This window comes from Photobacterium sp. GJ3 (assembly GCF_018199995.1).
GTDB lineage: Bacteria > Pseudomonadota > Gammaproteobacteria > Enterobacterales > Vibrionaceae > Photobacterium.
The window spans coordinates 3,144,367-3,159,165 of sequence record NZ_CP073578.1; the positions used below are offsets into that span (position 1 = coordinate 3,144,367).

Consider the following 14,799-nt stretch of genomic DNA (forward strand, 5'->3'; position numbering starts at 1 on the left):
AATCGTGCAGATTTTCATCATTTCACTTCTGGAGTTCCCATGAAACGCGATTTAGCGATGGCTTTTTCCCGTGTGACCGAAGGTGCCGCACTGGCTGGCTATCAATGGCTTGGCCGAGGCGACAAAAATGCTGCGGATGGCGCAGCCGTTGAGGTCATGCGTACCCTGTTAAACCAAACCGAGATCGCGGGTGAGATTGTGATTGGTGAGGGTGAGATTGACGACGCCCCGATGCTCTATATCGGTGAAAAAGTCGGGCTGGGCGGCGAAGCGGTCGACATTGCCGTCGATCCCATCGAAGGCACGCGAATGACTGCCATGGGCCAGAACAATGCGCTGACCGTCCTGGCTGCCGGTGAGAAAGGTGCTTTTCTCAAAGCGCCGGATATGTACATGGAGAAGCTGGTGGTCGGCCCGGAAGCCAAAGGACACATTGACCTCAATCTGCCCATTGAAGACAACCTCAGAAATATTGCCGCAGCACTGGGTAAACCCCTCAATTCGCTGGTCGTAACCACGCTGGCAAAGCCACGTCATGATGCAGTCATCGCCCAGATGCAGCAACTGGGGATCCGCGTTTACGCCGTGCCGGACGGCGATGTGGCAGCCTCAATTCTGACCTGCATGCCGGACAGCGAAGTGGATGTGATGTACTGCATCGGTGGCGCGCCGGAAGGTGTTGTGTCTGCTGCAGCCATCCGGGCACTGGGCGGTGATATGCAGGGTCGTCTGCTACCCCGCTTTCTGGTCAAAGGCGGCAGCGACGATAACTACCGCATGGGTCAGTTAGAAATGGATCGCTGCCGTGAAATGGGTATCGAACCCAATCAGGTGCTGCCGCTGGATCAAATGGCGAAAAGCGACAACGTCGTCTTTGCCGGTACCGGCATTACCAAAGGTGATCTGCTGGATGGCATCACCCGCAACGGGAATATCGCCACCACAGAAACCCTGCTGATCCGCGGCAAGTGCCGCACCATCCGCCGCATCAAGTCAATTCACTATCTTGACCGTAAAGATCCGGCCATTCTGCCGCATATTCTCTGAATCTGATCTCCGGCAACCTTTGCTGTTGCCGGAGATAAATTGCTGATCATTCTCTGATTTAGACGACTTTTCTGCGTCATCTGGACTAAGCTCTTTAGTAAAGCCATTGCTTTATATACTTTGTCAGCGCCATAATAGGCCGAATGAATACACGCAATACCACAATGAAAACCATAGATAAAATTCTCCACCGGATGAAACAGGACGGCCCAGTCACTGCCAAGGCACTCTCAGAAGAGCTGGGGCTGACGACCATGGGGGTTCGCCAGCACCTGCAAGGTCTGGAAGAAGATGGCCTGGTAGGCTTTGACGATATCAAAGCCAAAGTCGGGCGGCCGACCCGTCACTGGCATCTGACCGCCAAGGGTCACGAGCAATTTGCCGACCGGCACGGCGATCTGATTATTCAGATGCTGGACTCGGTGGAGAACCTGTTTGGGCAGGAAGGCTTGCAAAAAATCCTGAATCAGCGTGAGGAAAGCACGCTCAATCAGTACCAGCAGGCCATTGCAAAGGCAGAAAATTTAAAAGAAAAACTTCAGATCCTGACTACACTGAGGGAGAAGGAAGGTTACATGGCACAGCTGGAGTCTGACGACGACGGCTTTGTTCTCATCGAGAACCATTGTCCTATCTGCCATGCCGCCAAACGCTGCCCCTCTTTATGTCGATCTGAACTGGCTGTCTTCCAGCGTCTGCTGGGCGACGGAGTGGCGATTGAGCGCAGTGAACATATCATTGCCGGCCAGCGCCGCTGCAGCTACCGCATTTATCCGACCTGAGTCACTGAGTATGTAAAAGGAGATCACAATGGCTGACTGGATCCCTGCAAAGGTTATCAAGAATCGTCACTGGAACAGCGACTTGTTCAGTTTAACGCTGGAGGCGAACATTGAACCCTTCAAAGCCGGGCAATTTACCAAGCTGGCGCTCGAGTGCGACGGCAAAATGATCCAGCGTGCTTACTCCTTTGTGAACCCACCCAATACCCATCAGATCGAAATCTACGCAACCCGGGTAGCAGATGGCCTGCTGTCCCCGCGCCTGCATGCCCTGGAGCCAGGTGATGAAGTCTTCATTACTGCCCGCGCCAATGGCTTCTTTACGCTGGATGAAGTCCCTGAGGGAGATTACCTGTGGATGCTGTCAACCGGCACAGCCATCGGGCCATACCTCTCGATTCTGCGGGAAGACACGGTCTGGAAACGCTTTCGCAAAATTGTGCTGGTGCATGCGGTCCGCTTCGCAGCCGATTTAAGTTATCAGGCAGAGATCAACGCCCTGAAAGCAGCCCATCCTGAGCAACTCATCGTTCAACCTTTTGTCAGCCGCGAGCCCGCGCCCCTGACCTTACCCGGCCGGATCCCGCAAGCCATTGCCGATGGCATGCTTGAACGCCACGTCGGTATTCCGCTGGATCCGCAAACCAGCCAGTTGATGCTGTGCGGTAACCCAGCCATGGTCAAAGAGACCAAAGCGGTGCTGGAAACCCGGGGCTTCGAGAAAAACCTGCGCCGTAAACCCGGCCAGATCACGGTTGAACATTACTGGTAAACCCGCGTCTGAGTTTCCCGACCTGACAGCCTGCCTTTTATTGAGCGTCTCATCAATGAGACGCTTTTTCGTTTCCCCGCCATCTAGTGTTAAGAGTGTCACACTTTTGGCCCTTTTGGCTGTTGGGGGAAATACGATGCAAACTTTACCTTCATTCGATGAACTGAAGCATCTGGCTGAAACTGCACCGGAAGCGTTAGAAGCCTTACGTCTGCGGATGAGCGAAGAAATCATCCAACAGGCCAGTCCGGCCATGCAACCGAGATTGCGCGCCCAGTTCAGTCATATCAATCAGGTGATTGCCCGCGGTAAAAACCCGATCCATACCAACATGCTGCTCCGGGCTGAACTGCAGCAACAATTACAGCGCTTTGCCCAGTCCCTGATGTCCCCGGAAACCATCACTGAGCATCAGGCGGAAGTGATGCCGTTTCGGCGCAGGGCATAACACCAAATGAAAACGGGCCGTTCAATGACGGCCCGTTTACTTTGCATCCATACCTTGCTCAAAACATCCCGGCTTCAGCGGCTTGCCTTGAGATAGGTTTCTTTTTCCATATCGCGAATTTCAATGGTCAGGCTGTCAATCGAAGCGGCATGCTGCTCCAGCAGCGGCATCAAACGTTCTGCCAGACCACGCTTACAGTCATTATCCCGGCCAGACAGCAAGGCCAGCTCCAGATGGATAAAATTGCGCGCATCGCCCCCCTCGCCCACTTGCCACTGATGGCACGGGTAGGCCCGGGATTTCACAGAAGACGGTTCGAACACACCGCAGGTCAGCAGTGATTGATGTAAATCTTCCAGCAGGGCAGCGACATTCACGCGCTCGGCGACCGGATCCGCAAATTCCAGCTTCAGATGAGGCATACTTCTCTCCTTGATGTGCAGGCAATGCCTGTATATTCCGTTTATCGCCGCCTAAGTTAGCTGATTTTGCTACCTCAGGCGACTGTCGTCTTCCGAAATCCTTTGCAGATCACTTTTCCCCGGTAAAACAACTGTCTGGATAACTTACAGGATTGAAAATAAATAACAGTTCAGCATTCACTTTTGGCGCTGAAATGGGTACAAACATCCAGGTCTTGCTCAAGATTAAGGAAGTTTACGTCTATCCGGCGTATACTGTGTGACGTTTTTGCCACAGGCATCAGGACGCCTCAGGCAAAAATGGCAGACTACACTGAACACACCGCTGGCTTACGGCAGTGATGTGCTCAGTTTAGTCTGAGTTTAGACATCACATAGATATGGAGAAAATCTTATGCGTCATCCTGTAGTTATGGGGAACTGGAAACTCAACGGCAGCAAAGAAATGGTCACCAACCTGCTGACAGGTCTGGATGCTGCGCTGGCTGGCGTTGACGGTGTTGACGTGGCCGTTGCGCCACCTGTGATGTATCTGGAACTGGCAGAGCGCCTGATCAGCCAGGGTCAGAGCAAGATTATCCTGGGTGCACAGAACGTGGATGTGAACGCCAGCGGCGCATTCACCGGTGATATTTCTCCGGAAATGCTGAAAGACTTTGGTGCAACCCACATCATCATCGGTCACTCAGAGCGTCGTGAATACCACAACGAATCTGATGAATTTGTCGCGAAGAAATTTGCCTTCCTGAAAGAAAACGGCCTGACGCCAGTGCTGTGTATCGGTGAGTCCGAAGCACAGAACGAAGCTGGTGAAACCGTTGCCGTATGTGCCCGCCAACTGGACGCTGTCATCAACACGCAGGGCGTTGAAGCACTGAACGGTGCCATCGTTGCGTATGAGCCAATCTGGGCCATCGGGACCGGCAAAGCTGCAACCGCACAACAGGCACAGGAAATCCACGCTGCGATCCGTGCACACATTGCATCTTTCAGCGCTGATGTCGCGAAAAATGTTGTGATTCAGTACGGCGGTTCAGTGAAAGCGGGCAACGCTGCTGAGCTGTTTGCAATGCCTGATATCGACGGCGCACTGGTTGGTGGTGCTGCTCTGGATGCAGAAGGTTTTGCAGCCATTGCGAAAGCTGCGGCTGAAGCGAAGAAGTAATAGCTGCCTGGCACTGTCAGCCTCCGGGCTGGCAGTGCTTCATCCAGTCATTCTCCCCCCGGCAGTGTTTCCACCACCAGCTGCCGCAACCACTGATTCTTTTCATCCTGCGTTTTCACATCCGGCCACAACATCAGCATATCAAAATCAGGTACCTGTACCGGTGGTTCCGCCACTGCCAGTGCGTCCATCCCGGTTTGCGCTGCTGCCATCAGTTTGGGCACCACAGCGATCAGCCGCCGCTGAAACAGTAAACGCCGGATCGTCATAAAGTTGCGGGATGCCACGGTGACACGCCGGGACAGATCATGATCGTCCAGCAAGCGATCCACCGTTGACACCAGACTGCCGTCCGGGCTGACCAGTGCCTGCTCGATGGCCGAAAAACAGGCCATATCGCCCACCTCTGCGGCATCGACCTGAAGCGGATCGAACAGGCAGACATGCTGCTCGCGATACAGCCATTGGGAAGCAAACTGCGCCGCATGTCCGGGAATACTGCCAATCATCAGATCCAGTTTTTCCTGCTCGGCAACCAACTGATAGTTATGACGGTTCACATGGACAAAACTCACCTGTGCTTGCGGCGCCGCTCCCCGAATCACATCATAGAGCTGAGGTGCAAACAAAAACTCGGCATAGTCGGTCAGTCCAATCCGGTACACGCCCGAGAACGTCTCCGGCTCAAACACAGGTTTGATGAGCAGCTCCTGCGACACGGTGTCCAGCAAACGGGTCACCACAGGGGCAATCTGGTGTGCGTAATCCGTCGGTACCATCTGGTGCCCTTTGCGTTCAAACAGCGGATCGCCGAGCAACTGCCGGAGCCGGGACAAGCTGTGACTGACTGCGGACTGGCTGACGAAACTCTTCTCTGCGGCCCCGCTCACACTGCGGCATTCATACAGAAAGGCAAACACCACCAGCAGATTGAGGTCGATGCTTTTCCAGCGGATCTCAGACAGCCGGGTTAAATTCATCTGATTCATAGTTGGAATGATTTCTATCCATTTGAGTCATTTTACGTCATTCACTACATTAAGGGCGATCAATTCACCCAATCAGAAGCAAAACACGATGTTCGCAATCTTTATGACCTTCTTCTCGCTGGGCTGGATCAGCTTTGGCGGCCCGGCGGCACATATCGGCTATTTCCGGCAGGCATTCGTCGAAAAACGCCAGTGGCTGAGTGACCATGAGTATGCACACCTGGTCGCCCTCAGCCAGTTCCTGCCGGGACCGGGATCCAGTCAGGTAGGCTTCGCACTGGGCTATCACCGCGGGGGCTGGGGGCGCCTGCATGGCCTTTTTCGGCTTTACCCTGCCTTCTGTCCTCATCATGCTGGCACTGGCTTCACTGAGCAGCCGTCTGACGGATCTGAGCGGGTTCGACCATGTGGTGCATGGACTCAAACTGCTGGCCGTTGTCGTGGTGATCGATGCCACCTGGGGCATGTTCAAAAATTTCTGTCAGCGCCGCCTGACGGCTTTCCTCTGCGCGATCACTGCGATGACTCTGATGATCGCACCGGGTCTCGCGACTCAGATCGGGATGCTGTTGCTGGCGCTGTTCATCGGGGCTCGCTGGCTGAAAACCGAAGACAGCGCTGAGCCCGGCGCGGTATTCACCCCAACTCGCTGGCCACTGCTGCTTTTTGTCCTCATCTTCGTGGGGTTACCTCTGACACTGAGTGCCCTGCCGGGTCACTGGCCAGTGGCTACGCTGTTCAGTGATTTCTTCCAGGCGGGCACACTGGTGTTCGGTGGTGGTCATGTCGTTCTGCCACTGTTGCAGTCACTGGTTGGTGATCAGTTGAGCCAAGATACGTTTCTGACCGGTTATGCGGCGGCACAGGCAGTGCCGGGGCCGATGTTTACCTTTGCCACCTATCTGGGCTACGCATTACTGCCGTCCGCACCGATCCTCGGTGCGCTGCTGGCAACCCTGGCCATCTTTTTACCCGGTTTTCTGCTGCTGCTGACCGTGCTGGCGCACTGGAAAACATTGGCAGCTTACCCTCGGGTGGCCGGGGCATTGCAGGGCATCAATGCCGCCGTGGTCGGACTGCTGTTATCGGCACTCTATCAGCCGGTCTTCACCAGTGCAGTCCTGAACGGGACGGATGCCGCGCTGGTCGTTGCCGGGCTCTTCCTGCTGAAGCAGTGGAAACTGCCGATTCTGTGGCTGGTGATTGGATTTATGCTGGCGGGCTGGGGACTCGGATCGGCTGGGGTAAACCTGTTGGGCTGAGCCCCGCTGAGTACGGCGCCTTCAGCATATAAAAACGCCCGCCGGTAAGCCCGACGGGCGTTTCTGATGTTGTCATCAGCACTGAGCCAATCGATAGACTCAGAACAGTTTGTCTGCCACGGCAAACAGATCTTTACGCACCGGACGCTTCATGTTTTCAATCGCGTCGATGATGTCGTGGTGAACCAGTTTCTCGTTCTGCACACCTACACAGCGACCGCCTTCGCCCTGAATCAGCAGATCTACCGCGTATGCGCCCATTCGTGACGCCAGAATCCGGTCAAATGCGGTTGGCTGACCACCACGCTGAATATGGCCCAGCACGGTTGCACGGGTTTCACGGCCGGTTTCTGACTCAATGTATTTCGCCAGCTGATTGACATCGGTCATCAGCTCGGTGATCGCCACAATCGCGTGCTTCTTACCTTTGTAGATCCCTTCTTTGATCTTCGCCAGCAGCTCTTCTTTGTGCAGGCCGGTTTCCGGTGTGATGATGTACTCACAGCCACCCGCAATCGAAGCCATTAACGTCAGATCACCGCAGTGACGGCCCATCACCTCAACGATCGAGATACGCTGATGCGATGAAGACGTATCGCGCAAGCGGTCAATCGCATCGATCACCGTATTCAGTGCCGTCATAAAACCAATGGTGTAATCCGTCCCGGCGACATCGTTATCAATGGTGCCCGGCAGACCGATACAAGGGTAGCCCATTTCGGTCAGCTTCTTCGCCCCCATGTAAGAGCCGTCGCCACCGATCACGACCAGCGCGTCAATGCCATGCATTTTCAGATTCTCAATGGCCTGCGCACGCACTTTCTCATCACGGAACTCAGGAAAACGTGCCGAGCCCAGGAAAGTCCCGCCCTTGTTAATGACGTCAGAAACACTGGAACGGTTCAGCTTTTCAATCCGGTTCTGGTGCAGGCCCTGATAACCGTCATAAACACCGTAAACTTCCAGGCCTTCCGTTAAACCGGCACGCACTACACCGCGAATCGCTGCGTTCATACCTGGGGCGTCACCGCCACTGGTCAAAACACCAATCTTTTTAATCATGGTTACCCTCTGACTTTGGGAAATGAAAAATCCTTTCCTGCACGAGCTGGCTCAAGTCACCGACTCCGCCCCGCTCCCTCAACTCGGTTGCGACTCGCGTAAACTGTAACTTTCCTACTAATGTAGGAGTATTACAATTTAGAAAAACGATGTATTGATTCATATCACGTAAACAGGCCCTGTGCCGACCGACATTGCATCAGCGTGGAACCCGTCGTACATTTTGTACGACCAGGCCCGGCCAGCCACTCTGTCACTAAGTATATGCTCAGTTTCCGCTGTCAGCCTGTCCGGACCGGGTTCTCTGAAACTGCCGGATTTTTGTCACATGACCTGATAATTCTTACCCCGCAGTATAGCGTTTTTGTGATGAAATTTAATAACAAAATTGACAAGTCCAGTACAGATGCACCACAAAAAAAGCCACAACTCGACGTTGTGGCTTCTGTTTACTGCCTTGAAGTCAGCATTATTCACTGCGTTTTTCTTTCCATTTCGCCATGCATTCTGCCTGCTTCTCTGCTTTCAATGTCTTGTACTGTGCTTTTTGCTCTGGGGTCAGAATATTCAACAGGTCATGACGGTGCTTCATCCTGTTCACCCGATGCTCAATTTGCTGATCAGACATCTGCTTCGCCAGTGCACGAACGGCATTTTCATCAAAAGAATCCGCCAGCATCAGCGCCTGCATTTTCTCATGATTGGCTTTCATGGCTTCACGGCCTTCACCTCTGTGCTCGCGCATGGACTCTTTCTGATTGTCCCGCAACGCCCGCATTTGCTCTTTCTGCGCATCGGTTAAATTCAGATCACTGAAGATCCCCCGGTCGCCACGCGGGCCGCAGTCACCGTGGTAGCCCTTTCCATGTGCCTTACCGCCGTCTGCCAGTACCGCAACCGAGCCGAACACCAGTGGCATAGCCAGCACAGCAACCAGGGTACGTTTCATTGTTTGATTCATCATCTTTTTCATCATCTCACTCGCTCTGTCGCGTTCATTCGTTACCCACAGAGTCTACGCCGTCGCAAGTAAAGGGTTGTCTCGAAAACGTAAAGCTGGGTAAAGCAGTGTCATTCAGCTTGGCGTGTGATCCCCCATCGGGGATACTGAATAGCAAGAGCACTAATCTGGATATCCTGATGGCGAATATTCTTCTGGTCGACGACGATACCGAACTGACCGCATTGCTAAGTGACATTCTTCAACTCGAAGGCTTTACCGTGCGGGTAGCGCATCATGGAGAGCAAGGCCTGCAAATGGTCAATGATGAAACGGATCTGATTCTGCTGGATGTGATGATGCCGACCATGAACGGGATCGAAATGCTGCGTAAACTGCGGGAAACCAACACGACCCCTGTGCTGATGCTGACCGCCAAAGGGGAAGAAATCGACCGGGTACTGGGCCTGGAACTGGGCGCAGATGACTACCTGCCCAAACCCTTCAGCGATCGGGAACTCCTGGCCCGAATGCGGGCCATTCTGCGCCGGGCCAAAATCGTGCAGGAAAGCCAGCCGGAGGGAGACAGCCTCACCTATCTGGATCTGACCATCTATCCCGGTCGCCAGGAGGTCACCTGCAAGGGAGAGCCGGTTGAGATGACCGCGACAGAACTGGCGCTGCTCAGCCATCTGGTCCAACACCCGGGCATCGTGGTCACCAAACAGGACCTCAGCCTGGAAGTGCTGGGCAAGCGACTGGCCCCCTTTGATCGCGCCATTGATATGCACGTATCGAACCTGCGCAAAAAGCTGCCGCCGCGGGATGACGGAAAACCCAGAATCAAAACCCTGCGCGGCAAAGGCTATCTGCTGGTGGAGGCCGGATGAAACTGCCCGTCCTGAACCGACTGTCGAGCCGGATTTTTGCCATCTTCTGGCTGACCCTGATGCTGGTGGTGGTCGTTCTGCTTTTGTTACCCCATCTGGACCCCCGCTCACAACATACGATTCCGCAGCCTGAACTGGAACGTTACCAGCAGGCCGCCTCACGTATTTCTGAACGTCTCAGCGCACAACCGGGCGCCCTGCCCGACAAGCTGCTGCCCTGGGTCGACCCCGACCGCCATAAAGGAATGCAGCTTTACTTCACCAATTTTGAAGGCGAGCTGATCACCCCGCACCAGCGGACCAAAGCGCTGCGTAACTTTATCACCAGTGCCGACAGCCCGGATGCGCCCCGCCAGAAACTCTACGGTCGCTGGATGATCGCCGGTCCGTTTCTGGTCAGTGATCAGCAGCAACGTGCGCTGATGTACATCGGCCGGGTGACCCACAGACCGCCGCCATTTTTCCTGCGCATTCTGGATCAGCCCTTCCACATGCTGCTTCTGACCATGCTGGTCAGTACGCCACTGCTGCTCTGGCTGGCCTGGGCACTCAGCCGTCCGGCACGTCAGCTGCAACAGGCGGCACAGCGGGTTGCCAGTGGCCAGTTCACGCAGGATCCGACGCTGGAAACTTCCGGACCACGCGAATTTCAGCAGGCGGGGGCCAGCTTCAATCAGATGGTCAGCTCGGTCAATCAGATGATCCGCGGTCAACAACGGTTGCTGTCTGATATCTCACATGAACTCCGCTCTCCGCTCACCCGGCTGCGGATGGCCACCGCCCTGGCCCAGCGCAAACAGGGCAACAGTCCGGAACTGGATCGCATTGACACTGAAGCCGAACGACTGGAAGCCATGATCGCCAAACTGCTGGAACTGTCCCGGATGCAGATTCGTGGTCAGGAAGTCCGGGAAGCCAGTGATGCGGCCAGCCTGTGGCAGGACATGCTGGATGATGCAGAATTTGAAGCCAGCCAGCACCAGAAAAGCCTGACCTGCGGCCCGTTACTGCCCTGGCCGCTGGCCGGAAACGCCGAGTTGCTGATCAGTGCGCTGGAAAACGTGGTCCGAAATGCCATCTATTATGGTAAAGACCGTGTCGAAGTAAAGTTCTCAGCCAACGACCAGACACTGACTGTCACGGTCGACGATAACGGTACCGGGGTACCTGAGGACGAACTGAAGGACATTTTCCGGCCATTCTACCGGGTGTCCACCGCTCGGGATCGTCACAGCGGCGGCACAGGGTTAGGTTTAGCCATCACCGAAAATGCCATTCGCCAGCATAACGGCTGCATTGCGGCGAGCCGCAGTCCGCTGGGTGGCCTGCGAGTCACGCTGACACTGCCTTTGTCGTCGCATGATGTGCCTGAAGCTGATGAACCATTCGTCTCTGAATGAGGATGAACAGGCCCTGTGGTGAGTTCATCCAAGATGTTCCTTGGCGCCGATTGACAAGATCCGGGTGAATTGAGTGTCGAATACAAGCCTGCTGTTGCTGAATCTGGTTCTGGCCCTGATGATGTTCGGCATTGCGCTGGGCCTGAAACCTGCTGACTTCAGGACAGTCGCCCGGCATCCGAAAGGGCCGCTGACCGGGCTGGCCGCGCAGTTTTTTCTGATGCCAGCCCTGACCTGGCTCCTGACCATGGTGGTGCCCTTACCCGCCGAAGTCGCACTGGGACTGATACTGGTCGCCAGTTGCCCTGGCGGCAGTTTTTCTAATCTCGTCACCTATCTTGCCAACGGCAATACCGCTATGTCGATCAGCATGACCGGCATGGCCAGCCTCGCCGCAGTAGTGATGACACCGCTCAACTTCATGGGCTATGCCAGTCTGAATCCGGCCACTGCCGTCCTGCTCAAGCAGATCACCGTCCCGCCACAGAGCATCCTGCTGGTGGTCATTTTGGTGCTGGCACTCCCGCTCGCCCTCGGGTTGCTGTGCGGCTATCTTGCACCCGGATTTGCCCGGCGCAGCGAGCCCTGGTTCCGGGTCACTTCGCTCATCACGTTGCTGGGTTTTGTGGCTGCCGCGCTCCTGAGCCACTGGCCGCAGTTTATCGCAGGTGCCAATGTCTACCTGCTGACCGTCGTCGCTCACAATGCGCTGGCATTGGCCATCGGCTGGCTGAGTGCCTGGACGATGAAACTGCCGATGGCCGACAGGCGAGCCGTTACGCTGGAGGTCGGTCTGCAAAACTCCGGACTGGGGCTGGGGATCATTTTCTCGTTTTTCAGCGATCTGACCGGCATGGCAATCATTGCTGCCGGTTGGGGGATCTGGCATCTGCTCAGTGGTCTGGGGCTGTGTTTTCTCTGGCAACGACAGGACAGACGACAGCGGCGAGTTCCGGTGCTCAAGCAGGTTGAAGCGTCGCGCACACCACCCCGCTGAACACTGGTTTCATCCGCACAAGACAGGCTACAATGGCCGTTTTCCCATCGCTGAATCCTGACCATGTTTGATATTGCTCTGTACGAACCTGAAATTGCGCCCAACACGGGCAACATTATCCGCCTGTGTGCCAATTGCGGTGCGAACCTGCACCTGATTGAGCCGCTGGGGTTTGATTTAGAAGAAAAAAAGCTACGCCGGGCCGGACTGGATTACCGCGATCTGACTCACGTCCACCGTCATGCCAACTTTGATGCCTTCCTGGCAGCAACGGCGGGACGCCGCCTGTTCGCCTGTACGACCAAAGCCACGCAGTACCACACAGAAGCTCAGTTTCAGGCCGGGGATATTCTGTTATTCGGACCGGAAACCCGAGGCCTCCCCGCCGAAGTGATTGAAAGCCTGCCACCGGCGCAGCGCCTTCGGATCCCAATGCATCCGGACAGCCGCAGTCTGAACCTGTCGAATGCCGCGTCCATCATTGCCTTTGAAGCCTGGCGTCAGTTTGATTTTACCGGCGCGAAATAATCAGACTACAGCGGTGAAAAAGGGGCGATTACGCCCCTGCTCTGAATGATCAGCGGAGTTCAGCTCCGATCAGAAACTCAGATCCCGTCGCCGGCAATGAAGGTCTGGTAAACTCCGTTGAACTGCTGGTCCATGTCCATCGACGGTTTGTCGCTGCTCGGACGGCCAACAATTTTTGCCGGTACACCGGCAACCGTGGTATGAGGTGGTACGGGGCCAGTACCACAGAACCGGACCCAATTTTGGCGCCCTCACCCACTTCGATGTTGCCGAGAATTTTCGCACCGGCACCAATCATCACCCCTTCGCGGATTTTCGGGTGTCGGTCACCGCTCTCTTTCCCTGTCCCGCCCAGTGTCACGTCCTGCAGGATGGAAACATCATTCTCAATCACCGCCGTCTCACCGATGACAATCCCTGTCGCATGGTCAAACATGATGCCCTGACCAATCCGTGCAGCCGGGTGAACATCCACCTGGCAAGAGACAGAAATCTGATTTTGCAGATACACGGCTAACGCTTCGCGGTTCTGCTTCCAGAGCCAGTTCGCCACCCGGTAGCCCTGCAAGGCATGAAAGCCTTTCAGATAAAGCAACGGCACAGAAAATTTATTGATGGCCGGGTCTCGTTCCACCACTGCGCGAATATCGCAGGCGGCCGATTCGGTGATCATACAATCTGCCAGATAGGCTTCCTCAACCACTTCACGAACCGCCATCGCTGGCATGGAAGGTGTGGCGAGTTTATTCGCCAGAATATAGCTCAGTGCAGCGCCCAGATTATCGTGCTTGATAATCGTGGCATGGTAAAAACTGGCCAGCATGGGTTCCTGTTCAGTCAGGACTTTGGCTTCCTGTTTAATGGTTTTCCAAACCGCTTGCTGTTGACACTCCCTCACGTCGTCCCCTGTATATCCTTTTTGTGTTTGCACCATAATCTGCCCCCTTGCCCGTCGCCGGGTTCTGACAGCGCTGAATGGGTATCACTTTAAACTTCTCAGCAAAAAAAACAACGCGGGCATTCATGCCCGCGCTGATTCATTCGTTCTGGGAATCTCAAAAGACGATTACTCGTCTTTTTTCGCCCTGGCCAGCAGATCTCTGGCAGCTTCCCGGGCATCTTTACCCTGATACAGCACCTGATAAATCTGCTCTGTGATGGGCATATCCACACCATAGCGCTGCGCCAGTACCCAGACTTCCTTGGTATTTCGGTAGCCTTCAACCACCTGACCGATCCCTTGCTGCGCTTCATCGACGCCTTGTCCCTGCCCCAGAGCCAGACCAAAGCGACGGTTTCGGGACTGGTTATCCGTACAAGTCAGAACCAGATCGCCCAGACCAGCCATCCCCATAAAGGTTTCCGGTTGCGCGCCCAGCGCTGCGCCCAGACGACACATTTCTGCCAGCCCGCGGGTGATCAATGCCGTTCGGGCATTGGCCCCATAACCGATCCCGTCCGACATCCCGGCACCAATCGCGATCACGTTCTTGACTGCACCACCAAGCTGCATGCCAATAAAATCGCTATTGCTGTAGACCCGGAAGCTCTTATCGCAATGAATCTTCTCCTGAAGATCCTTCACAAACGCCGTATCCGGCGAAGACACAGAGATCGCCGTCGGCAATCCTGCAGCCAGCTCTTTGGCAAACGTCGGACCGGACAGCACGGCCAGCGGAATCGCGTCGCCCAGAATCTCGTGCGCGACATCCTGAAGCAAACGACCCGTTTCCGGCTCCAGCCCTTTGGTCGCCCAGCAAATCCGGGAATCTTCCCGTAAATGAGGCTTCATCTGCTTGAGCACATCGGCAAAAGCATGACTCGGCACCACCAGCAGAATATCCCGGCTGGCCTGAACGGCAGCTTTGAGATCCGCGGTGAGAATCAGGGAGTCCGGAAACGCCGAGCCCGGCAAAAATGCTTCATTGGCCCGGTCGGTTTCCAGTTGGGCGATATGAGACGGGTTATGGCCCCACAAAATCACATGGGCACCATTGCGTGCCAGTGCGATGGCCAGAGAGGTGCCGTATGAACCGGCACCCAGCACTGACATTGAGATTACATTTTCAGTGGTTGAAGTCATGACAATCCGCCA

General features: G+C 55.2%; 14 protein-coding genes and 2 pseudogenes. 10 read left to right on the plus strand and 6 right to left on the minus strand.

Features of this window, described 5'->3' with window-relative positions; genetic code table 11:
* Positions 1-39 precede the first annotated feature (39 nt).
* From glpX to KDD30_RS14610, 4 genes are all read left to right on the plus strand, one after another.
* On the plus strand, positions 40-1,047 hold the full coding sequence (glpX, locus tag KDD30_RS14595; protein WP_211646480.1) for a class II fructose-bisphosphatase: 1,008 nt from the start codon (positions 40-42) through the stop codon (positions 1,045-1,047).
* A 164-nt stretch (positions 1,048-1,211) separates the two neighbouring features.
* Positions 1,212-1,829 (plus strand): metalloregulator ArsR/SmtB family transcription factor, encoded by a 618-nt coding sequence (locus KDD30_RS14600; RefSeq protein WP_211646481.1) that lies wholly within the window; start codon positions 1,212-1,214, stop codon positions 1,827-1,829.
* A gap of 28 nt (positions 1,830-1,857) precedes the next feature.
* Complete coding sequence (locus KDD30_RS14605; RefSeq protein ID WP_211646482.1) at positions 1,858-2,601, plus strand: ferredoxin--NADP reductase; 744 nt, start codon at positions 1,858-1,860, stop codon at positions 2,599-2,601.
* Positions 2,602-2,737: 136 nt separating this feature from the next.
* Positions 2,738-3,049 (plus strand): DUF3135 domain-containing protein, encoded by a 312-nt coding sequence (locus tag KDD30_RS14610; RefSeq protein ID WP_211646483.1) that lies wholly within the window; start codon positions 2,738-2,740, stop codon positions 3,047-3,049.
* Positions 3,050-3,123: 74 nt separating this feature from the next.
* On the opposite strand, the gene KDD30_RS14615 is transcribed toward KDD30_RS14610, so the two are convergent.
* Complete coding sequence (locus KDD30_RS14615) at positions 3,124-3,471, minus strand: 5-carboxymethyl-2-hydroxymuconate Delta-isomerase (RefSeq protein WP_211646484.1); 348 nt, start codon at positions 3,469-3,471, stop codon at positions 3,124-3,126.
* A 394-nt stretch (positions 3,472-3,865) separates the two neighbouring features.
* Between KDD30_RS14615 and tpiA the strand changes: the two genes are divergently transcribed.
* Positions 3,866-4,636 carry a triose-phosphate isomerase gene (gene tpiA, locus KDD30_RS14620; RefSeq protein WP_211646485.1) on the plus strand — a complete coding sequence of 257 codons (771 nt, stop codon included), beginning with the start codon at positions 3,866-3,868 and terminating at the stop codon, positions 4,634-4,636.
* 47 nt (positions 4,637-4,683) lie between these two features.
* On the opposite strand, the gene KDD30_RS14625 is transcribed toward tpiA, so the two are convergent.
* Entirely contained in the window at positions 4,684-5,625 is a 942-nt protein-coding gene (locus KDD30_RS14625) for a LysR family transcriptional regulator (protein WP_249199150.1), read from the minus strand.
* 88 nt (positions 5,626-5,713) lie between these two features.
* On the opposite strand from KDD30_RS14625, the pseudogene chrA reads away from it, so the two are divergent.
* Positions 5,714-6,887, plus strand: a pseudogene (gene chrA / locus KDD30_RS14630) (chromate efflux transporter).
* Positions 6,888-6,986: 99 nt separating this feature from the next.
* On the opposite strand, the gene pfkA reads toward chrA, so the two are convergent.
* Entirely contained in the window at positions 6,987-7,949 is a 963-nt protein-coding gene (gene pfkA, locus KDD30_RS14635; protein ID WP_211646486.1) for a 6-phosphofructokinase, read from the minus strand.
* Between the two features lie 469 nt (positions 7,950-8,418).
* Positions 8,419-8,898 (minus strand): CpxP family protein, encoded by a 480-nt coding sequence (locus tag KDD30_RS14640; RefSeq protein ID WP_249199151.1) that lies wholly within the window; start codon positions 8,896-8,898, stop codon positions 8,419-8,421.
* A 191-nt stretch (positions 8,899-9,089) separates the two neighbouring features.
* On the opposite strand from KDD30_RS14640, the gene KDD30_RS14645 reads away from it, so the two are divergent.
* The 4 genes from KDD30_RS14645 to KDD30_RS14660 all read left to right on the plus strand — a co-directional run bounded on the left by KDD30_RS14645 (position 9,090) and on the right by KDD30_RS14660 (position 12,704).
* Positions 9,090-9,779: a response regulator gene (locus KDD30_RS14645; RefSeq protein ID WP_211646487.1), complete on the plus strand. Its 690-nt coding sequence runs from the start codon at positions 9,090-9,092 to the stop codon at positions 9,777-9,779.
* Positions 9,776-11,179, plus strand: coding sequence for an envelope stress sensor histidine kinase CpxA (gene cpxA / locus KDD30_RS14650; protein ID WP_211646488.1), 1,404 nt, complete (start codon positions 9,776-9,778; stop codon positions 11,177-11,179). The genes KDD30_RS14645 and cpxA overlap by 4 nt, the downstream gene beginning before the upstream one ends.
* A gap of 73 nt (positions 11,180-11,252) precedes the next feature.
* Entirely contained in the window at positions 11,253-12,176 is a 924-nt protein-coding gene (locus KDD30_RS14655) for a bile acid:sodium symporter family protein (protein WP_211646489.1), read from the plus strand.
* A gap of 63 nt (positions 12,177-12,239) precedes the next feature.
* Positions 12,240-12,704, plus strand: coding sequence for a tRNA (cytidine(34)-2'-O)-methyltransferase (locus KDD30_RS14660; protein WP_211646490.1), 465 nt, complete (start codon positions 12,240-12,242; stop codon positions 12,702-12,704).
* Between the two features lie 77 nt (positions 12,705-12,781).
* Here KDD30_RS14660 and cysE read toward each other — a convergent pair.
* Together cysE and gpsA are read right to left on the minus strand one after the other, a co-directional pair.
* Positions 12,782-13,638, minus strand: a pseudogene (gene cysE, locus KDD30_RS14665) (serine O-acetyltransferase).
* Between the two features lie 132 nt (positions 13,639-13,770).
* On the minus strand, positions 13,771-14,787 hold the full coding sequence (gpsA, locus tag KDD30_RS14670; protein WP_256449222.1) for an NAD(P)H-dependent glycerol-3-phosphate dehydrogenase: 1,017 nt from the start codon (positions 14,785-14,787) through the stop codon (positions 13,771-13,773).
* Positions 14,788-14,799 lie beyond the last annotated feature (12 nt).

What these genes read in the sequence shown, in the direction of transcription:
- glpX (WP_211646480.1), top strand. Translation starts at nt 40, where the DNA reads ATGAAACGCGATTTAGCGATGGCTTTTTCCCGTGTGACCGAAGGTGCC.
- KDD30_RS14600 (WP_211646481.1), top strand. Translation starts at nt 1,212, where the DNA reads ATGAAAACCATAGATAAAATTCTCCACCGGATGAAACAGGACGGCCCA.
- KDD30_RS14605 (WP_211646482.1), top strand. Translation starts at nt 1,858, where the DNA reads ATGGCTGACTGGATCCCTGCAAAGGTTATCAAGAATCGTCACTGGAAC.
- KDD30_RS14610 (WP_211646483.1), top strand. Translation starts at nt 2,738, where the DNA reads ATGCAAACTTTACCTTCATTCGATGAACTGAAGCATCTGGCTGAAACT.
- KDD30_RS14615 (WP_211646484.1), bottom strand. Translation starts at nt 3,471, where the DNA reads ATGCCTCATCTGAAGCTGGAATTTGCGGATCCGGTCGCCGAGCGCGTG.
- tpiA (WP_211646485.1), top strand. Translation starts at nt 3,866, where the DNA reads ATGCGTCATCCTGTAGTTATGGGGAACTGGAAACTCAACGGCAGCAAA.
- KDD30_RS14625 (WP_249199150.1), bottom strand. Translation starts at nt 5,625, where the DNA reads ATGAATCAGATGAATTTAACCCGGCTGTCTGAGATCCGCTGGAAAAGC.
- pfkA (WP_211646486.1), bottom strand. Translation starts at nt 7,949, where the DNA reads ATGATTAAAAAGATTGGTGTTTTGACCAGTGGCGGTGACGCCCCAGGT.
- KDD30_RS14640 (WP_249199151.1), bottom strand. Translation starts at nt 8,898, where the DNA reads ATGAAACGTACCCTGGTTGCTGTGCTGGCTATGCCACTGGTGTTCGGC.
- KDD30_RS14645 (WP_211646487.1), top strand. Translation starts at nt 9,090, where the DNA reads ATGGCGAATATTCTTCTGGTCGACGACGATACCGAACTGACCGCATTG.
- cpxA (WP_211646488.1), top strand. Translation starts at nt 9,776, where the DNA reads ATGAAACTGCCCGTCCTGAACCGACTGTCGAGCCGGATTTTTGCCATC.
- KDD30_RS14660 (WP_211646490.1), top strand. Translation starts at nt 12,240, where the DNA reads ATGTTTGATATTGCTCTGTACGAACCTGAAATTGCGCCCAACACGGGC.
- gpsA (WP_256449222.1), bottom strand. Translation starts at nt 14,787, where the DNA reads ATGACTTCAACCACTGAAAATGTAATCTCAATGTCAGTGCTGGGTGCC.